We start from the raw sequence: 19665 nt of genomic DNA, 5'->3' as shown, positions 1-19665 counted from the left end.
TTTGATTTACCTGTTCAGCAGGCACTTATTAATAATATCACTTGTTTCATTGGATGTCAATGTTTTTTTTGAAGCTTTTCAAGTGATGCCGCCGTTTCAGCGACGAAGATTATCTTACCACAGCTTACATTCAAAGTTATATTAAATATGTCTATTTAATTAGCTATTTTACATATTTTCTATAACATACTTTATTATTCTCTATAATCCTTATAATGATACACCAGGTAAAGTATATTTTGAAATTGTATAATAAATCCGGTTTTATAAATTGTATTACATTGAATATATCCATTATTAATCATTAAAAAAAGAACTTTAAATTGTTTATTCAAAGATGTTTATGGATATATTTTTATAATATATCAAAAAAGACTATGCACAGTAACTTATTTGCTTTCTGTACATAGTCTTTTATTTGTTTAAATTAATAATTATTTTTGATAGATATTATTCTTCATCCTCCGGATCATCTTCTTCTGAATCTTCATCTGAAAAATCATCATCATCTTCTTCTGCTCTGTCAAGAAGTTCATCCAGGCTGTTATCTTCACTATCTAAATCTATATCATAATCTTCTTCATTAGCAATTTCAGGTATATTTATTTCCTGATCCATTTCTTCATCCTTGCTTATTTTGGCTATAGCTACTATCTCTTCATCCACATTGTTTCTCATCAATGTTACACCCATTGTTGATCTGCTTGTTTGAGAAATATCCTCTACATTTATCCTTATAGCTATGCCTTTATTATTAATAAGCATTAATTCATCATCTATCTTACATACTCTGGCTGCAGCTAATTTACCTGTTCTTTCTGTTACTTTATAGGTCTTAAGCCCTTTTCCGCCTCTGTTTTGAAGTGTATATTCTGAAAGGTTTGTTCTCTTTCCAAAGCCATTTTCACTTACAACTACAAGATCCTGACCATCTACTGCTATGTCCATAGATATAGCTATATCATCTTTTCTTAATCTTATAGCTCTTACTCCAGATGCGTTTCTTCCCATAGGCCTTATGTTCTTTTCATTGAACTTAATAGCATAGCCTTCTTTAGTTACAATTATTATATCTGCATCTCCATAAGTTACCTTAACCTTTAATAGCTCATCCCCTTCTTTAAGGGTAATAGCGTTCAGTCCATTTTTCCTTATGTTAGCAAATTGTTTTAATGGTGTCTTTTTAACTATACCGTGCTTAGTTCCCATAAATAGATATCCCTTACTCTGGATATCCTTAACAGAAAGTACAGCTTCGATTTTTTCATCCTGATTGATAGGTATCATGTTTATAAGATTTGTTCCTTTTGCTGTTCTTCCGGCATCAGGTACTTCATAAGCTCTTATCTTATAAACCCTTCCCCTGTTAGTAAAGAATAATATATCTGAGTGAGTGGAGGTTACAAAAACGTGTTCTACAAAGTCGTCCTCCTTTGTAGTCATTGCCTGTATACCCTTACCCCCTCTTCTTTGTGCAGAATAGGTATCAGCTGATATTCTTTTTATATAGCCTGAGTTTGTAAGTGTGATTACAACTTCCTGTTCCTGAATAAGATCTTCTATATCTATATCCTGATTAGATTTCTCTATGACAGTTCTTCTTTCATCAGAATATTTTCTTTTTATTTCTAACAATTCTTCTTTTATAACTCCTAAAAGTATTTCTTCACTGGATAGTATTTCTTTTAATCTTTCAATAATATTCATCAGTTCATTGTATTCTTCTTCAATTTTTTCTCTTTCTAATCCAGTAAGCCTTCTAAGTCTCATATCTAAAATAGCCTGAGCCTGCTTATCGCTTAAACCAAACCTATCGATAAGAGTTTCTTTAGCTACTTCAGTAGTTTTTGAATTTCTAAGTATATTGATAACTTCATCTATGTTATCCAGAGCAATTCTTAAACCCTCTAATATGTGAGCTCTTTCCTCTGCCTTATTAAGTTCAAATTGAGTCCTTCTTGTTATAACTTGTTTTTGGAAGTCTACATAATTTACTAAAATCTCTTTTAAATTTAATATTTGAGGTTTATTATCTACCAGTGCCAGCATTATAATACCAAAGGTATCCTGCATTTTGGTATGCTTGTATAAAAGGTTTAACACTACATTAGGATTTGCATCTCTTTTAAGTTCAATTACGATTCTCATACCTTCTCTATCAGATTCATCTCTAAGGTCTGAGATACCATTTATCTTTTTATCTTTAACCAAGTCAGCTATATTTTCTACCAGCTTAGCTTTATTTACCTGATAAGGAATTTCTGTAACTATAATCTTATGTTTTCCATTTTCCTCTTCTATTTCAGCTTTTGCTCTCACTCTGACAATTCCTCTACCGGTTTCATAAGCAGACCTTATGCCTGAAGTTCCCATTATTATACCTGCTGTAGGAAAATCCGGTCCTTTTATGTCAGTCATAAGATCTAAAACAGTGGCTTCTGGATTATCAATTAACTTTATGGTTCCATCAATAACCTCACCTAAGTTATGAGGAGGTATATTAGTTGCCATCCCTACTGCTATTCCTAAAGACCCGTTCACTAAAAGGTTAGGATATCTTGAAGGAAGTACAGAAGGCTCTTCTTCTTCACCATCAAAGTTAGGAACAAAATCCACTGTATCTTTATTTATATCCCTAAGCATTTCTACAGCAATTTTATTCATTTTTGCTTCGGTATATCTCATAGCAGCTGCGCCATCACCGTCTACCGAACCAAAGTTACCATGACCATCTACCAATAAATATCTTATAGAAAAATCCTGTGCCATTCTAACTAAAGCGTCATATACAGAAGTATCTCCGTGAGGATGGTACTTACCAAGTACGTCTCCTACGATTCTGGCACATTTTCTATATCCTTTATCAGGGGATAATCCAAGCTCCTGCATAGAAAATAGTATTCTTCTGTGCACAGGCTTAAGGCCATCTCTTACATCTGGAAGAGCACGACCTACAATTACGCTCATGGCGTAATCTATATAACATTTTTTCATCTCATTTTTTATATCTACAGGTACAACTTTTCCCTCATTGTTATTCATTAATTTTTCACCTCATCCAACTGCTATATATCTAAGTTAGTTACCTTTTTAGCATTTTGTTGTATAAATTCCCTTCGAGGTTCCACTTTATCACCCATAAGTATCGTAAAGATTTCATCAGCTGCCATGGCATCCTCTACAGTAGCTTTTAATAATATCCTTCTCTCAGGATCCATAGTTGTTTCCCAAAGCTGCTCTGCATTCATTTCTCCAAGACCTTTATATCTTTGTATGGCAATACTGCTGTCTTTCCCTCCAAGATCACTGATTGTATCATCAAGCTCTTTATCTGAGTATGCATAAAAGATCTTTTTATTTTTTGATATTTTATAAAGTGGAGGTTGTGCTATATATACATGTCCCTGATCAACAAGTTCCCTCATATACCTGTAGAAGAAGGTTAGAAGAAGGGTTCTTATATGAGCTCCATCCACGTCAGCATCTGTCATTATGATTATTCTGTTGTAACGTATTTTTTCCACATCGAAATCTTTTCCAATACCTGCTCCAAAGGCAGTAATCATAGACCTAATAGTATCAGAGTTTAAAATTTTATCCAGCCTCTGCTTTTCAACGTTCATTATTTTACCACGCAGGGGAAGTATGGCTTGGAATTTCCTATCCCTTCCCTGCTTAGCTGATCCTCCTGCAGAATCTCCCTCGACTATATATATTTCGCATTCATCTGGATTTTTTGAAGAACAATCTGCTAATTTACCTGGAAGGGTTGATCTTTCAAGAACAGATTTTCTTGTAAGCTCCCTTGCTTTTCTTGCTGCATCTCTTGCTCTTGCAGCCATAAGCGCCTTTTCAATTATAATTTTACCAACGGAAGGACTTTCTTCTAAGAAAGAGCTTATCTCTTCATTCATTATGGATTCTACAATACCTCTGACTTCACTATTTCCCAGCTTTGTTTTTGTCTGGCCTTCAAATTGAGGTTCGGATATTTTTACAGAAACCACAGCAGTAAGTCCTTCACGTATATCTTCCCCTTGAAGATTCTTATCATTTTCCTTTAAATGTCCAAACTTCTTGGCATAGTCATTAAATACTCTTGTAAGAGCATTCTTAAATCCGGATAAGTGTGTTCCTCCTTCAATGGTATCTATGTTGTTTGCAAAGGAAAATAAATTTTCTGCATAGCTGTCGTTATATTGAAGGGCTATCTCAACAAGCACATCATCCTTAGACCCCTCTACATAAATTGGTTCTGGGTGGAGAACTTCTTTGTTTCTGTTTAAATAGCTTACAAAGGACTTTATTCCGCCTTCATAGTGGAAGGTTTCTTTTTTGTCCTCTCTTTCATCTACAAGCTCTATAATGATACCTTTATTTAAAAACGCTAATTCTCTAAGCCTATGCTCAAGAATTTCATAATCAAATTCAACTTCATCAAAAATATCGGAATCAGGTTTGAAATAGGTAGTGGTTCCCTGCTCATTGCTTTCACCAACCTTCTCTACAGGTGCAACAGGTATTCCTCTCCTGTATTCCTGCTTCCATATGTAACCTTCTCTTTTAGATTCAACTATACATACCTCTGAAAGAGCATTTACAACGGAAGCACCTACACCGTGAAGTCCTCCTGATACCTTATATCCTCCTCCACCGAACTTACCGCCGGCATGAAGTATAGTCATAATTACTTCCATAGCAGACTTACCCATTTTAGGATGCATACCTACAGGCATACCTCTTCCGTCATCTACTACAGTTATAGAGTTATCCTTGTTTACAATTACGGATATTCTGCTGCAGTATCCTGCTAATGCTTCATCAATACTGTTATCAACAATTTCATATACTAAATGATGAAGCCCTCTGGAGCTGGTGCTTCCTATATACATCCCCGGTCTTTTTCTTACCGCTTCTAGGCCTTCCAGTACCTGAATCTGACTTTCATCATAATTTTGCTTGTTTTGCTCCATCATCTTACTCCTCCTAAATTGATAATTCTCTAAAGCTTTGCTTATAGCAGCCTAAATAGCTGCTTAATAACTAAAGCAGCTAAAGATCATAATCTACATCTGTTCTCTTGGTGAGTGTTGAGGAAGATATAGGTGAAAGATAGATCTTACTTTTTTTATTAACTTCTGCAATAACAAAGGATTTAGGCTTATCCTTTGTTATTCTCTCCACAAAGCCGTCTTCTTCAGCCATTCTTAAAAATTGTATGGTATCAGAACTATACATAGTAGTATCTACGTCAAAAATTCCTATAACATCCTTTATAGGAACTACTACATTTTCTCCTAAATGCAAGAACACATTAACTCCTCCTTTAAAGGATAACACTTCCTTCTTTTACTCTAAATACTTTTGAGTTTTCATCTAAATATTCATTTATATCCTCAATACCAGTACAAGTAATTACTGTCTGTATATCCTGTATAGAGCTTAATATATATTTCTTTCTGCTAAAATCCAATTCTGACAAAACATCATCTAAAAGAAGAACAGGATACTCACCTGTCTGTTCCTTTATAATTCTTAAAGAGGCAAATTTAATAGTTAAAACAGATGTCCTCTGCTGACCTTGAGAGCCAAAGCTTTTGGCATCAATGCCATTTATATATATTAAAATATCGTCTCTGTGAGGGCCTATTGAAGTCAGCCCTTTTTCCATATCTCTTTTTCTGTTTGCCTTTAAAGCGGATATAATGTCTTCTTCAATGGAATCTTTTAATTTTATAGATGTGTGATATTTAAATTCAATACTTTCCTTGCCTGATGTTATATCTTTATGAATCTGCTTTCCATGCTTATTAAGAAACTCTATATACTTTAATCTCTCTTTAATAATATACTTTGCAAAGCTTCCAAGCTGAGCATCATATATATCAAGCATATATTCATCCAGCTTTTTAGTTTTTAATACGGAATTTCTCTCGTTAAGCACTTTATTATACTGTACAAGACTGTAGTAGTATTTATTATTTAACTGACTTAGTTCCATATCTATGAACTTTCTTCTTATTCCGGGAGATTCCTTAACTATCTTTAAATCCTCAGGTGAAAACATCACTACATTGAATGCACCTATGAGTTCAGATATTTTATTTATTTTTATTGAATTTACATTAATGGCTTTTTTTCCATCTTTAAAAATTGCTATACTGATTTTTTTATCGATTCTTTCTCTCTTTACATAAAGATTTATAAGGGCCTTATTTTCATTCCAGTTAACAAGCTCCCTATCTCTATTGGTTCTATGGGAACGGGCAAAGCCGCAGTAATATATTGCTTCAAGTATATTAGTCTTTCCTTGAGCATTATCTCCCATAAACACATTTACATTTTTGCCTAATTCTATACTGAGCTCTTTATAATTTCTATAGTTCATTAGTTGAAGATATTTTATTAACATTGAAAACACCCATTAAAATTATAACACATTTAAAAACCTTTTTGAGTTATAATGCATTTAAATAATTTTATAAATATTATTTTGAAACTCAATAATATCTCCCTTTTTCAGCTTTTTTTCCCTCTGAGTGCATATTTCGTCGTTAACCTTTACCTCTTCTGACTGTATATACATCTTAGCCTCAGATCCTAAAGAAACTGCACCGCACCACTTTAAAAAAGAATCTAATTTAATTATATCAGTATTAATTTTTATCTCTTTCATATTGTTAAAATATTAACCTACAGATTTTTCATTGTGATTTCCTACAAAAATCTGCAAGGCTATCCTCCTAATTTTTATTTTACCAAACGTACAGGAAGTACTAAATATTTACAGTTATCAATTTCACTATTTTTTATTACACAGGGTGTAACACTGCTTGTAAGTTCAAGCCTTATTTCATTATCCTCCATAATCTTCATAACATCAAGAAGATATTTTGAGTTAAATGCAATTTGCAAAGGCTCACCTTGCAAATTTGCAGAAAGCTCTTCACGAACCTTTCCTAATTGAGAATTAGAAGTTATTATTATGTTTTCTTCCTGAATATCTAATTTTATAAGATTACTATTTCCATCTTTAGCCATTAGGGACGCTCTTTCTATACCATTTAGAAGTTCCTGGCGGTTAATGGTAACCAAAAGCTTATATTCCTGAGGAAGAAGTGATGAATATTTGATAAATTCACCTTCTAATAATCTTGATATTATCTTTGTATCACCAAGATTAAACAAAATGTGGTTGGAAGTGAAGGTTATATTTACCTTTTCCTCTGTTTCCTCCAGTATCTTTGCTACTTCATTCAAAGTTTTTCCAGGTATAACAACATTTATACTGTTATCTGTATCTATAAACTCACTTCTTACAGCCAATCTATATCCGTCTAAAGCTACTAAGTTTAAGTTTTTTTCATTAACCTCAAATAAAACACCTTGAAGTATAGGTCTGGTTTCATCTTGTGCTGTAGCAAAAATTGTTCCTCTGATCATATTTTTTAATAAGGACTGTTCTATAGAAAATACTATTTCTTCATTTATGTCAGGGACTGAAGGATATTCCTCAGCATTCATGTGAACCAGGTTGAAAACTGACTTTTGGCAGGTAATCTGAATTATACTGCCTTCCATTGTTTCTATGGTTACTTCATCATTTGGAAGTTTACGTATTATTTCTCCTAAAATTCTGGAGTCTACTACTATCTTTCCAGGCTCTAAAACATCTGCATCAGTTTTTGTTTCTATACTTAAATCTATATCAGAACCAATAAAGGTTACTGTATTATTTAGGGCTTCTATGTATATCCCTTCAAGAATAGGCATGGTGGATTTACCTGTAATAGCTTTTTGTGATGTTGATATAGCTTCTTGTAATTTGCTTTTTTCACATATAAATTTCATATTATAAACCTCCTTAATTTATCCACATATATTTTCGTCTATAATAGGTTAGATAATAGTATTTTTTTTAGTAACAGTAGTAGTAGGGGCTGTGGGTTTGTGGATAACCCCTTCTAACCCTCATTTAGCAAGGAAATAAGTAAAAAAAATAGTGTGGATAAGTACTTTAATTAAAAATCATCTTATCCACATAATTAGTAATGGAAATCCGGTATATATTTTATCCACAAGTAATCAATATGATATTATGTACAGGTGTGAATTACCTTTGAGTAAGCTTCTTAGTAAGGTCACTGATTACGCTTTCTAAAGCTTCATCGTTCTTTATTCCTTCAGAAATTTTTTCGTAGGCATGGATTACTGTAGTATGATCTCTGCCACCAAATTCTTCTCCTATTTTAGGCAGCGACATATCTGTAAGCTTTCTTGCAAGATACATAGCTATCTGTCTTGGAAATGCTACATTTCTAGTTCGTCTTTGAGATTTTAACTCTTCAATTCTCAGATTATAAAAGCTTGCTACTACATCCTGAATAGTATCGATGGTAATGTTTTTTGTCTGCTTATTGGATATTATGTCTTTAAGTGCCTCTGAAGCCAGATCCACAGTTATCTCGCTGTTAGTAAGAGAAGAGTAAGCTACAATTCGTATAAGTGCGCCTTCCAGCTCTCTAATATTGGATTTTATTTTCGTTGCTATATAAACCATAACCTCATTTGCTACATTTAGATTTTCTACATCAGCCTTTTTCTTTAAGATAGCCATTCTTGTCTCAAAATCCGGTGCCTGAATGTCTGCTATTAACCCCCATTCAAATCTAGATCTAAGCCTATCTTCTAATGTAGGAATTTCTTTTGGAGGTCTATCGCTAGAAAGTATGATTTGTTTATTTGCTTCGTGAAGAGCATTAAAGGTATGGAAAAATTCCTCCTGTGTTCTTTCTTTTCCAGCTATAAATTGAATATCATCTATCAATAAAACATCTACATTTCTATATTTGTTTCTAAATTCCTCATTTTTATCATCTTTAATAGCATTAATAAGTTCATTTGTAAATTTCTCAGATGAAACGTAAACAACTTTTGCATTAGGATTTACCTGAAGAATATAGTGGCCTATAGCATGCATTAAGTGAGTTTTACCAAGTCCCACTCCTCCATATATAAATAAAGGATTATAAGCTCTTGCCGGTGATTCTGCTACTGCCAGGGAAGCTGCATGAGCAAATCTGTTGCTGTTTCCGATAACAAAAGAATCAAAGGTATACTTGGGATTTAATGTAGCAGACATTTCATCATTTACAATTACAGAGCCTTTTTGTTTATTTTTGTTTTCTGCAGCTTTAGCATGCTCTTCCATGGTTTCTTCAGACAAAATAGAGAAAATTATATTATATTTTTTTGATGATATTTGTTTAATGGCATTTGATAGCAGTTCCTTATAGCGGCTTTCTAAAATGTCTTTAGTAAAATCATTGGGAACACCAAGTCTGATAGTATCGCTGGACATGGAAATAGGTTCGCAACTTTTAATCCAAGTATTATAGCTAACTTCTGTCATCTCACCCTTTAAAATATTTAGGGTCTTATCCCACAGATTTTTCAATTGGGCATCCATTTCTTATCCTCCAGTCAAATATTATAAGAAATAATAAAAAAATAAATTAAAAATTATTGAATTTATATATATTAACAGAATATAAACAAACATTAATCTACTATCTATTCATATTGACTTATGTAAGTAAAATTATACACATGTTTATAAGTTTGTTTATTATTCTTTTATAAAAATAAAATATCCACAGTGTATAATTAAAAAAATTAACAGCTTTATTTTGTATAAACTCTTGTAAAATGAGAAAAATATAAAGAGATTTTAAGATTTTTCTACAATATTAAACAAGTTATACACAAACTTATACACAGCTGTGGATAAAAGTATTGATTTTTAAAGTTATACACAGTTCATTATCTATAATAACATATAAAAATGGAACCATTCAATAACTTATCCACAAATTGTTGGTTTTTTAATATAAATTATCAACACTTAAGGAGTTCTTGACATAGACATAAGGGAAATATATAATTATAAAGTAAAACTTAAATTAGGATAGTATGAGTATAGTAGTTTTTTTGCTATAATATAGATTAGCGAAGGGGGTGTAGATAATATGTTCATGACATATCAGCCAAAGAAAAAGCAGAGAAAAAGAGAGCATGGTTTTAGAAAGAGAATGAGTACATTATCAGGAAGAAACGTGCTTAAGAGAAGAAGACAAAAAGGAAGAAAGAGATTGACAGCATAAGGGCCGCTATTGTGGCCTTTTTCTGCAATTGCAGAAAAAAGGAGAATCCATTTTTAATGAAACAATATAAATTAAGGAAGAACCTTGAGTTCAGAATAGTATATAGAAGAGGTAGGTCTTTTTCTAATCAGATTTTGGTACTGTATGTTATGAAAAGCAGGAAAAATAAAGATGAACATCAAGGAGAGTATAACAGAGTTGGCATTTCAGTAAGTAAAAAGGTAGGGAAAAGTGTAATTAGAAGCAGAGTTAAGAGATTGATTAGTGAAAGCTACCGTTTAAATGCTAAATGTTTAAAATCTGGATACGATTTTGTATTTGTTGCTAGAAGCTCTGCAAGTAATAAAACTTATCATGAAATAGAAGAGGCTATGATTAATTTGTTTAAAAAGGCAGGCTTATATATTAATGAAAATAGTAATGATTAAGGTAATTAAATTCTATCGAAAATATATTTCTCCCAATAAGGCACCTAGCTGTAGGTTTTATCCTACCTGTTCTCAGTATGCATTAGAAGCTATTGAAAAATACGGGGCTTTAAAGGGCGGTTTTATGAGCATAAAAAGGATACTAAAGTGTCATCCTTTTCATGATGGAGGATATGACCCTGTTAAATAGCATTAGGAGGTTTGTGTTTTGAATTTTATAAAAGATATATTAAGTCAATTTTTCGAGTTTATCCACTCATCTTTGATGGGGATTGGCATTTCCGACAGCGGATGGGCATATGTACTTGCTATAGCGGTACTTACAATAATTATTAAAATAATATTTTTACCTTTAAACATAAAGCAGATGAGGTCTCAGGCTGCTATGCAGGAAATCCAGCCTAAGATTCAAAAACTTCAGACAAAATATAAAAATGATCCTCAAAAAGCTCAAACAGAAATGATGAAGCTTTATAAAGAATATAATGTAAGTCCTTTTAGTGGATGTTTACCTTTACTTATCCAAATGCCTGTTCTTTTTGCTCTTTTCTATGTGTTTAATGAGCTCACAGGTATACAGGGGGTTTCTTTCTTATGGATTCCTGACTTATTCTATAAGGATCCGTTATTTATACTTCCAGTATTGTCTGGTTTAACAACTTATCTTTCATCATATATGGCGCAAAAAACTCCAAACTCCAATGCTAAAGACGGAGAAAAGCCTGCTGGTATGAATATGGGAGGTATGAATATTGGTATGTCCATTTTTATGGGTATAATGTCAGTAAACTTTAAATCAGCATTGGTAATTTATTGGATACTTAATAACATACTTCAAATAGTTCAAACATATTTTATAGTTATATTACCTGCAAAGAAAAAAGCTTTAGAAGCAAAATAGGAGCTTTAAATTAATATTAGTAAGCAATTATAACAAATATGAATTTGGTATGTCTGCTTAGCATTAAAAAGGTGGGTGAATAGGGTATGAAAATATTAGAAATCACAGGAAAAAGCGTTGATGAGGCACTGAAAAATGCCTTGGCAGAATTAAACGTTACAGAAGATAAAGTAGAAGTTGAAGTACTTGATGAAGGTAATAAGGGATTATTTAAAATTATTGGAGTTAAGCCGGCTAAGATTCGTGTAAAAGTAAAGAGAGATTATATATACGAAGCTAAAAACTTCCTAAGAGAAGTTCTTGATTCCATGGGAATAAAAGCTGAAATAAGAATTAAAGAAGAAGACGATCTTATAAACATTAATTTAATTGGACCAAATATGGGACTTATAATAGGTTATAGAGGAGAAACCCTTGATGCTCTTCAATACTTGGTTAGTCTGGTAGTAAATAAAGGTCATGAAACTGAATATAAGAGAGTAATATTAGATACAGAAAACTACAGATTTAAAAGACAGGAAACCTTAAAAAAGCTTGCAGAGAAAACTGCTTATAAGGTTAAGAAAAATGGAAGAAGCTTTAAGCTGGAACCTATGAACCCTTATGAAAGAAGAATAATCCATTCTGCACTGCAGGGAAATCCTTATGTATATACTTTTAGTGAAGGTGAAGAGCCTCATAGAAGAGTGGTCATAGATTTAAGAAAGAACTAAAAAAGAAAGCCTTAAGGCTTTCTTTTTAAATTATTATGTGTTTTTTAAACTAATTTGAATTTATGCTTTTTGATTTATGAATATTAGTATAGAATGAGAGAGAATATATCTTAAAAGTTATTTTAAGTTTAATATAGATTTTATTAATAATTAATAGTTAGGAGGTTACAAATGAAGGACTTTGATACCATTGCTGCTATTGCTACAGCTATAGGAGAAGGCGGTATATCAATTATAAGAATTTCCGGTGATAGAGCTTTACAAATTGTTTCCTCTATATTTAGAGGGAAAAATAACAGAAGCATTTTGGACATAAAAAGCTATACCATGCGCTATGGTCACATAGTTGAAAGAGAATCCGGTAATTTAATAGATGAAGTTATAGTGAGCTACATGAAGGGGCCTAAAAGCTTTACTGCTGAGGACACCGTTGAAATAAACTGTCACGGTGGAGTTACTTCCACAAACAGGGTTTTAGAAGAAGTTATAAAAGCCGGAGCCAGAGTTGCTGAGCCAGGAGAATTCACTAAAAGAGCATTCTTAAACGGAAGGATAGATTTAAGCCAGGCTGAGGCGGTTATAGATATTATAAGATCTAAAACAGATTTGTCTATGAAATCTGCTTTAATGCAGAGTGAAGGGAGACTTTCCCGGGAAATAAATCAGCTTCAGGAAAAACTTTTAAATGTTCTTGCTCATATTGAGTTTGTTGTTGATTTTACTGAGGATGATGAGGAGCCGGATGAACATACTCCTATAGCTGTAATGGATAATTTAAGGGCTGCTATAAACCATATTGAAAACCTCCTTGGTACTGCTTCGGAGGGTAAAATACTTAGGGATGGACTGAATATGGTCATAATAGGAAAGCCTAACGTAGGGAAATCTTCTCTGTTAAATGCTTTACTTATGGAAAAGAGGGCTATTGTAACGGATATACCCGGTACTACCCGTGATGTCATTGAAGAATATATAAGCCTTGACGGCATTCCTATAAAAATTACCGATACTGCGGGAATAAGGGATACGGAAGATGTAGTGGAAAAAATAGGAGTACAGCGTTCTAAAGAAAAGATAAATCATGCTGATTTGGTAGTGCTTATGCTGGATTTAAGCAGACCTTTAGAGGAAGAAGATAAAGAAATAATAGATTTTATATCTGACAAAAACTATATAGTAATATTTAATAAGGTAGATTTAGAGAGAAAGCTTATATTGGAAAATAATATAAAGCTTGAAAATTCCATAGAGATATCAGCTGTTGTCGGTACAGGAATAGAAGCTTTAAAACAGAAAATTAAAGATATGTTCTTTAAAGGAGAAGTTAATGCTGAAAGTGTAATGATAACTAATACCAGGCATAAAGAAGCTCTTTATAGGGCAAAGGAAGGCTGTGAAACTGCTTTACAGCAGGTGCAGTCTGGAGCATATCTGGATCTTGTTTCAATTTATGTAACAAGTGCTTTAAAAGCACTTGGAGAAATAACAGGCTCAGAAATACAGGAAGATCTTGTTAATAAGATATTTTCAAGTTTCTGTGTTGGAAAGTAGGTGAATCTTATGAGTTATAATGCAGGAGAATATGATGTTGTAGTTATTGGAGGAGGTCATGCAGGCTGCGAAGCTGCTTTAGCTTCGGCAAGAATGGGCTGTAAGACTTTAATGTGTACCATGAATTTGGATAGTATTGCCTTTATGCCTTGTAACCCTAATATAGGAGGAACAGCTAAAGGTCATCTTGTAAGAGAAATTGATGCTTTAGGCGGAGAAATGGAAATAAACATAGATCATACTTTTATACAAACCAGGATGCTGAATACTTCTAAAGGACCTGCTGTCCATTCACTGAGGGCTCAAGCGGATAAGAGGAAGTATCAGGAAAGGATGAAACATGTTCTGGAAACTCAGGAAAACTTAGATTTAAGGCAGACTGAAGTGGTTAAAATAGATGTTCAGAACAATGAAGTATCGGGGGTAATAACAAGAACAGGGGGGTATATAAAGACTAAAAGCTTGGTATTAGCTACAGGAACCTATTTAAAAGGAAAGATCATAATAGGTGAAGTAAGTTATAACAGCGGTCCTAATGGTTTTTTCCCAGCTAATGATTTATCACAAAGCTTATTAGATCTTGGAATTCCTCTTAGAAGGTTTAAGACGGGAACACCTGCAAGGGTAAATAAGAGATCAGTTAATTTTTCAAAGATGACTGAACAAAAAGGCGATGAAAAAATAGTACCTTTTTCCTTTATGAGCAGGGTAGAGGATATAACTAGAGAGCAGATATCCTGCTGGCTTACCTATACTACTGACGAAACTATGAGGATTATAAATGATAATATTCATAGATCTCCAATGTATAACGGTGCTATTGAAGGGGTAGGACCTAGATACTGCCCTTCTATTGAAGATAAGGTTATGAGATTTCCTGATAAGCAGCAGCATCAGATATTTATTGAGCCGGAAGGTGAAAATACCGATGAGATGTATGTTCAGGGAATGTCAAGCTCTCTTCCGGAAGAGGTTCAGCTTGATATGCTGAAGACTGTTATAGGACTGGAAAAGGTTGAAATGATGCGTACGGGATACGCTATAGAATATGACTGTGTAGATCCTACTGAACTTAAGCCTACTTTGGAATTTAAAAAAATAAAAGGTTTATTTGGCTCAGGACAGTTAAACGGAACCTCCGGTTATGAAGAGGCTGCCTGTCAGGGACTTTTAGCGGGAATGAATGCAGCTCTTACCGTACAGGGGAAAGAAAATATAGTTCTTACAAGGTCAGATGCTTATATAGGAGTATTAATAGATGATCTTGTAACAAAAGGTACTAATGAGCCTTATAGAATGATGACTTCAAGAGCCGAATACAGGCTTTTATTGAGGCAGGATAATGCTGATTTGAGGCTTACGGAAATTGGTTATAAAGCTGGTCTTGTAACTGAAGAAAGATACTCCAAATTTTTAAAGAGAAAAGAAGAAATTGAAAAAGAGCTTGAAAGGATTAAAGGAATTCAAATAACAAATAAAAATGAAGTTAATGAATTTTTGACCACTCTTAACTCTGCAGAGCTTAAGAAACCTATATCATTATATGAATTAATAAAAAGACCGGAGCTTGATTATTTTAATGTAGAACCTCTAGATGTTAATAGACCTGAGCTTCCTGAGGATGTTAAAGAGCAGGTTAATATAGTATCTAAATATGAAGGTTATATAGAAAAGCAGCTGGAACAGGTAAATCAATTTAAAAAGCTGGAAAACAGGCGGCTTCCTGACAGTATAGATTATAATAAAATTAAAGGTTTGAGGATTGAAGCAATTCAAAAATTAAGCAACATAAGACCTATAAATATTGGTCAGGCTTCAAGGATTTCCGGGGTTTCACCTGCGGATATATCTGTACTGCTCATCTATTTAGAACATTTTAATAAATCTGGTGCGCAAAAAGTGGAGGAGTAAAATGACTTATTATGATATAATGAAAAGGGCTGCTTTAGAAGTTTCTTTAGACTTTTCTGAAGAAATGTACCACAAATTTATGGTTTATATGAAGCTATTAAAGGAATGGAATGAAAAAATTAATTTAACAGCTATTACTGAAGAAGAGGAAATCATAAAAAAACACTTTATTGATTCTATTAAAGCTTTTAAGGCCGAGCCCTTTAAAGAATGCAGTAGTTTGATAGATGTTGGGTCTGGAGCTGGCTTTCCAGGTCTTCCTATAGCTATTGTTAAACCTGAAATTAATATAGTGCTTCTGGATTCACTAAATAAAAGAGTAAATTTTTTAAATACCGTGATATCTGTTTTAGAACTGAAAAATATTAAAGCAATTCATGGAAGGGCAGAGGAGGAAGCAAGGAAAAAGGAACATAGAGAAAAATATGACATTGCTACTTCTCGTGCAGTTGCAAATATGAGTGTACTAAGCGAATTTTGTCTTCCTTTTGTAAAAAATAAAGGATATTTTATACCATTAAAGGGTCCAGCGGTGGAGGAAGAATTAGAAGCCGGAGAAAAGGCAATAAAAATCTTAGGCGGTGAACTTAAAGAGATTATTAAGGTGGAAATTGAAGAAAGTGATATGGCTCATAATTTAGTTGTGGTTAAGAAGATTAAAAGTACACCCAGTGTTTATCCAAGAAAAGCTGGATCTATATCAAAAAAGCCTTTAAGGTAAAAATAAAGTAAAAAAATGTCATACGAAAATAATTGCAAAATAAAGGAAAATTCAATTTGATGGAGAAAATGTAAATAATAGGAATTTTTGTTGGTGAGGGATTGCTGTGGAAATGCGAAATGAAATACTGTATATTGATGTTAATTTAATAGTACCTAATATATATCAACCACGAAAGTATTTTAATGAGGAGGCTTTGAGGGAGCTTTCTGATTCCATTAAACATAATGGAATCTTGCAGCCATTGTCTGTAAGAGTTATGGGAGAACGGTATGAGCTTGTTGCAGGTGAAAGAAGATGGAGAGCTGCAAAAGGGGTAGGCTTAGAAAAGGTACCTTGTACAATACTGGATATAACTGATAAACAAGCAGCTGAGCTGGCCCTTTTAGAAAACCTTCAGAGGGAAGATTTGAATTTTATTGAAGAAGCAGAGGCTTATTTCAATTTAATAAATGAACATGGTTTTACTCAAGAGCAATTAGCAGTAAGGATGGGCAAAAAACAATCAACTATAGCTAACAAGCTTCGTCTTCTGAAGCTCGGAAATAATGTTAGAATTCTATTATTAGAAAACAAACTTACTGAAAGACATGCCAGAGCTTTATTGCTCTTACCTGATGAGGAAAGTCAGCTTAAGATTCTTAAAAAGGTGATTAAAAATAGCCTTAACGTTAAGCAGACAGAAGATATTATAAATAAGGAGCTTTTAAGGCTTCATGGAGAAGAACTGGCATCTGGTGGAAAGAAAAAAATTAAAGGTGTTTTTTCACCAAAAATCTACATTAACTCTATTAAGCAGGTATTTGATAAATTTAAGATACCAGCAGAATATAAATCTAAAGATTGTGGTGATTATGTTCAAATAGTAGTTAATATTCCAAAAAATTCTCAAAAAGAATAGAATGTTTCACGTGAAACATAAAAAGCAGTAATTTTACTGCTTTTTTTATTTTTTATTTCAATTTTATATATAGTTGTACTTTAATTATTCAATAGTTACATATATAATAAAGTTATGTGAGAACGAAAGGAGGTGTAGATACCTTACATATGCAGATATTTATTATGCATCCGGGGTATATTAATGAAGAAAATATCTATTTTTAATCAAAAAGGTGGAGTGGGAAAAACCACTACTAACATAAATTTATGTGCTTATCTTGCAATGGAAGGATATAAGGTACTGGTTATTGATATAGATCCACAGGGAAATACTACAAGTGGATTAGGAATTGATAAAAGAAGTCTGGAAATGTCAATGTATGATATTCTAACATCATCTACTCCTATGGAGGATATTATAGTACAGAGTCAGATACTGGAGAATTTATATATAGCTCCTTCAAAAATGGAACTTGCTGGCGCAGAAGTAGAAATGACCATGTCTGAAAATCGTGAGATAATATTAAAGAATAAGCTAAAAGAAGTAGAAAATGATTATGATTTCATATTTATAGACTGTCCACCTTCTTTAGGAATTCTTTCAATTAATGCTTTAACTGCAAGTGAATCCGTATTGATACCCATTCAAAGTGAGTTTTACGCATTAGAAGGGGTTGGACAATTAATAAACACTATACAGTTGGTTAAGCGTTCTTTAAATAAAAATTTAGATATAGAAGGCGTTGTAATGACAATGTACGATGCACGTACAAATCTTAGTAATGAAGTTTATTCTGAAGTTAAGAAGTATTTTAAAGACAAAGTATACGAGACTTCAATTCCAAGGAATATTAGACTTGCGGAAGCTCCAAGCTTTGGACTGCCTATTCTTTTATATGATGACAAATGCAAGGGAGCTGAATCTTATGCGCAGCTTACAGAAGAATTCTTAAAGAGACAGGGAGTGAAGAACATTGGGTAAAAAGTTTGGCTTAGGAAGAGGCTTAGAATCCTTAATTCCTGAGCAAGATACTAACTCAGAAGAACAACTACAGGGAAAAACCAAACTTATTAATATTAATGATATTAAACCAAATAATCAGCAGCCCAGAAAACACTTTGATGAAGCTAAAATAATGGAACTAAGTGAATCAATCAAGCAGCATGGAATAATTCAACCTTTAGTGCTTAATAAAGAAGAAGATAATTATGTTATAATTGCTGGTGAAAGAAGATGGAGAGCCGCTAAAAAAGCTGGCATTATGGAAGTTCCAGCAGTAATAATGAATCTAACAGAAAGTGAAGTCCTTGAGATATCTTTAATAGAGAATATTCAGAGGCAGGATTTAAATCCAATTGAAGAAGCACTTGCCTTCAAGAAACTTATTCAGGACTTTAAATTAACTCAGGAAGAATTAAGTTCTAAGATAGGAAGATCAAGAACTGCAATTACAAACACAATGAGGCTTTTAAATCTGGATAAAAGAGTACAGGACTACGTCATTGATGGTGTAATCAGCGAGGGACATGGGAGAACTCTCCTTTCAATTGAAGATGGAGATATTCAATATTCCTTAGCGCAACAGGTAATAGATGAAAAGCTATCAGTAAGACAGCTTGAGGCACTTATTAAAAATCTTGATAAAAAGAAAAGCAAACCTTCAGATAAAAAGGTAAACCCATATTATAATGATGTGAAATTGAGGCTTCAAAACTATTTTGGTACAAAGGTAAATATTAATGCTAAGAAAAATAAAGGTAAAATTGAAATAGAATACTACTCTGAAGATGATCTGCAAAGAATAATCGATATGCTGGAAATTTAATGTTTCACGTGAAACATAGAAAGGTAGGAATGAAAATTGCAACAGGTATTAGACATTTTGCAAGAGTATCATATATATATTACTGCAGCCATGCTTATTGTGAGTATTTTACTGTTGATAATGGTAATAGTATTATTTGCCTCATTGAACAAGGTAGAATCAAGATATAGAAAGCTGATGCGGGGAGAAAATAATAAAAGCCTGGAATCTATGATTAATACATATTTAGATAAGGTAGACAGTTCAGTAAAAGCTGCTGAAGAGGCAAAAGAAAAGAGTGAAGCGTTAAGAGACCAGCTAGGGAAGTGTATTCAAAAATATTCAATGATAAGATATAAAGCATTTGATGATGTGGGAAGTGATTTAAGCTTTTCAATAGCCCTATTAGATGAGAAAAATGATGGAATTATTTTAACCGGTATCTATGGAAGATATGAAAGTACAACTTATGCAAAACCTATAGATAAAGGAATATCCAGATATGATCTTTCCGAAGAAGAGGAACAGGTTTTGAAGGAAGCAATTAATAAATAAAGTATAGTAAACCTTCTTTAGGGAATAATACCCTA

The 19665-nt window shown here is 32.9% G+C and carries 19 protein-coding genes; 12 read left to right on the top strand and 7 right to left on the bottom strand.

The window, feature by feature from the left end; genetic code table 11:
• Positions 1-450 precede the first annotated feature (450 nt).
• The 7 genes from gyrA to dnaA form a co-directional block, all read right to left on the bottom strand.
• Entirely contained in the window at positions 451-3042 is a 2592-nt protein-coding gene (gene gyrA / locus TA89_RS15955) for a DNA gyrase subunit A (RefSeq protein WP_040214773.1), read from the bottom strand.
• Between the two features lie 23 nt (positions 3043-3065).
• Positions 3066-4973 carry a DNA topoisomerase (ATP-hydrolyzing) subunit B gene (gene gyrB / locus TA89_RS15950; protein ID WP_040214776.1) on the bottom strand — a complete coding sequence of 636 codons (1908 nt, stop codon included), beginning with the start codon at positions 4971-4973 and terminating at the stop codon, positions 3066-3068.
• 79 nt (positions 4974-5052) lie between these two features.
• The gene (gene remB / locus TA89_RS15945; RefSeq protein ID WP_040214772.1) at positions 5053-5313 is read right to left on the bottom strand and encodes an extracellular matrix regulator RemB; all 261 of its coding nucleotides are present in this window, start codon (positions 5311-5313) and stop codon (positions 5053-5055) included.
• Between the two features lie 13 nt (positions 5314-5326).
• Positions 5327-6412, bottom strand: coding sequence for a DNA replication/repair protein RecF (gene recF, locus TA89_RS15940; RefSeq protein WP_040214771.1), 1086 nt, complete (start codon positions 6410-6412; stop codon positions 5327-5329).
• A gap of 57 nt (positions 6413-6469) precedes the next feature.
• Positions 6470-6676: a S4 domain-containing protein YaaA gene (yaaA, locus tag TA89_RS15935; protein WP_040214770.1), complete on the bottom strand. Its 207-nt coding sequence runs from the start codon at positions 6674-6676 to the stop codon at positions 6470-6472.
• Positions 6677-6750: 74 nt separating this feature from the next.
• On the bottom strand, positions 6751-7851 hold the full coding sequence (gene dnaN / locus TA89_RS15930) for a DNA polymerase III subunit beta (protein WP_040214769.1): 1101 nt from the start codon (positions 7849-7851) through the stop codon (positions 6751-6753).
• Positions 7852-8113: 262 nt separating this feature from the next.
• Positions 8114-9469, bottom strand: a complete 1356-nt coding sequence (gene dnaA, locus TA89_RS15925; RefSeq protein WP_040214768.1) for a chromosomal replication initiator protein DnaA — start codon at positions 9467-9469, stop codon at positions 8114-8116.
• Between the two features lie 559 nt (positions 9470-10028).
• Between dnaA and rpmH the strand changes: the two genes are divergently transcribed.
• The 12 genes from rpmH (at position 10029) to TA89_RS15865 (ending at position 19630) form a co-directional block, all read left to right on the top strand.
• A complete protein-coding gene (gene rpmH, locus TA89_RS15920; RefSeq protein ID WP_040214767.1) occupies positions 10029-10163 on the top strand; it encodes a 50S ribosomal protein L34 in 135 nt (44 codons plus the stop codon).
• A gap of 56 nt (positions 10164-10219) precedes the next feature.
• Entirely contained in the window at positions 10220-10591 is a 372-nt protein-coding gene (gene rnpA, locus TA89_RS15915; RefSeq protein WP_040214766.1) for a ribonuclease P protein component, read from the top strand.
• Complete coding sequence (gene yidD, locus TA89_RS15910; RefSeq protein WP_040214765.1) at positions 10572-10781, top strand: membrane protein insertion efficiency factor YidD; 210 nt, start codon at positions 10572-10574, stop codon at positions 10779-10781. The genes rnpA and yidD overlap by 20 nt, the downstream gene beginning before the upstream one ends.
• 18 nt (positions 10782-10799) lie before the next feature.
• On the top strand, positions 10800-11492 hold the full coding sequence (gene yidC, locus TA89_RS15905; RefSeq protein WP_040214764.1) for a membrane protein insertase YidC: 693 nt from the start codon (positions 10800-10802) through the stop codon (positions 11490-11492).
• Positions 11493-11578: 86 nt separating this feature from the next.
• A complete protein-coding gene (gene jag, locus TA89_RS15900) occupies positions 11579-12205 on the top strand; it encodes an RNA-binding cell elongation regulator Jag/EloR (RefSeq protein ID WP_040214763.1) in 627 nt (208 codons plus the stop codon).
• 171 nt (positions 12206-12376) lie between these two features.
• Positions 12377-13756 carry a tRNA uridine-5-carboxymethylaminomethyl(34) synthesis GTPase MnmE gene (mnmE, locus tag TA89_RS15895; RefSeq protein ID WP_040214762.1) on the top strand — a complete coding sequence of 460 codons (1380 nt, stop codon included), beginning with the start codon at positions 12377-12379 and terminating at the stop codon, positions 13754-13756.
• A gap of 9 nt (positions 13757-13765) precedes the next feature.
• Complete coding sequence (gene mnmG / locus TA89_RS15890; RefSeq protein ID WP_040214761.1) at positions 13766-15667, top strand: tRNA uridine-5-carboxymethylaminomethyl(34) synthesis enzyme MnmG; 1902 nt, start codon at positions 13766-13768, stop codon at positions 15665-15667.
• A 1-nt stretch (position 15668) separates the two neighbouring features.
• Positions 15669-16388: a 16S rRNA (guanine(527)-N(7))-methyltransferase RsmG gene (gene rsmG / locus TA89_RS15885; protein ID WP_040214760.1), complete on the top strand. Its 720-nt coding sequence runs from the start codon at positions 15669-15671 to the stop codon at positions 16386-16388.
• Between the two features lie 112 nt (positions 16389-16500).
• Positions 16501-17289: a nucleoid occlusion protein gene (locus TA89_RS15880; RefSeq protein WP_040214775.1), complete on the top strand. Its 789-nt coding sequence runs from the start codon at positions 16501-16503 to the stop codon at positions 17287-17289.
• 183 nt (positions 17290-17472) lie between these two features.
• Complete coding sequence (locus TA89_RS15875; protein WP_040214759.1) at positions 17473-18252, top strand: ParA family protein; 780 nt, start codon at positions 17473-17475, stop codon at positions 18250-18252.
• Positions 18245-19096, top strand: coding sequence for a ParB/RepB/Spo0J family partition protein (locus tag TA89_RS15870; RefSeq protein WP_040214758.1), 852 nt, complete (start codon positions 18245-18247; stop codon positions 19094-19096). Before TA89_RS15875 ends, TA89_RS15870 begins: the two co-directional genes overlap by 8 nt.
• 36 nt (positions 19097-19132) lie before the next feature.
• On the top strand, positions 19133-19630 hold the full coding sequence (locus TA89_RS15865; RefSeq protein WP_040214757.1) for a DUF4446 family protein: 498 nt from the start codon (positions 19133-19135) through the stop codon (positions 19628-19630).
• The last annotated feature ends 35 nt before the right edge of the window (positions 19631-19665 follow it).

Source organism: Clostridium polynesiense, assembly GCF_000820705.1.
In the GTDB taxonomy this organism is placed as follows: Bacteria; Bacillota; Clostridia; order Clostridiales; family Clostridiaceae; genus Clostridium_AA; species Clostridium_AA polynesiense.
Note: the sequence above shows the minus strand (reverse complement) of the source record. Positions and strands in the feature narration are given on the sequence as shown.

Excerpts from the sequence above, each read along its gene's own strand:
- gyrA (WP_040214773.1), bottom strand. The coding sequence starts at position 3,042 with ATGAATAACAATGAGGGAAAAGTTGTACCTGTAGATATAAAAAATGAG.
- gyrB (WP_040214776.1), bottom strand. The coding sequence starts at position 4,973 with ATGGAGCAAAACAAGCAAAATTATGATGAAAGTCAGATTCAGGTACTG.
- recF (WP_040214771.1), bottom strand. The coding sequence starts at position 6,412 with ATGTTAATAAAATATCTTCAACTAATGAACTATAGAAATTATAAAGAG.
- yaaA (WP_040214770.1), bottom strand. The coding sequence starts at position 6,676 with ATGAAAGAGATAAAAATTAATACTGATATAATTAAATTAGATTCTTTT.
- dnaN (WP_040214769.1), bottom strand. The coding sequence starts at position 7,851 with ATGAAATTTATATGTGAAAAAAGCAAATTACAAGAAGCTATATCAACA.
- dnaA (WP_040214768.1), bottom strand. The coding sequence starts at position 9,469 with ATGGATGCCCAATTGAAAAATCTGTGGGATAAGACCCTAAATATTTTA.
- rpmH (WP_040214767.1), top strand. The coding sequence starts at position 10,029 with ATGTTCATGACATATCAGCCAAAGAAAAAGCAGAGAAAAAGAGAGCAT.
- rnpA (WP_040214766.1), top strand. The coding sequence starts at position 10,220 with ATGAAACAATATAAATTAAGGAAGAACCTTGAGTTCAGAATAGTATAT.
- yidD (WP_040214765.1), top strand. The coding sequence starts at position 10,572 with ATGAAAATAGTAATGATTAAGGTAATTAAATTCTATCGAAAATATATT.
- jag (WP_040214763.1), top strand. The coding sequence starts at position 11,579 with ATGAAAATATTAGAAATCACAGGAAAAAGCGTTGATGAGGCACTGAAA.
- mnmE (WP_040214762.1), top strand. The coding sequence starts at position 12,377 with ATGAAGGACTTTGATACCATTGCTGCTATTGCTACAGCTATAGGAGAA.
- mnmG (WP_040214761.1), top strand. The coding sequence starts at position 13,766 with ATGAGTTATAATGCAGGAGAATATGATGTTGTAGTTATTGGAGGAGGT.
- rsmG (WP_040214760.1), top strand. The coding sequence starts at position 15,669 with ATGACTTATTATGATATAATGAAAAGGGCTGCTTTAGAAGTTTCTTTA.
- TA89_RS15880 (WP_040214775.1), top strand. The coding sequence starts at position 16,501 with ATGCGAAATGAAATACTGTATATTGATGTTAATTTAATAGTACCTAAT.
- TA89_RS15875 (WP_040214759.1), top strand. The coding sequence starts at position 17,473 with ATGAAGAAAATATCTATTTTTAATCAAAAAGGTGGAGTGGGAAAAACC.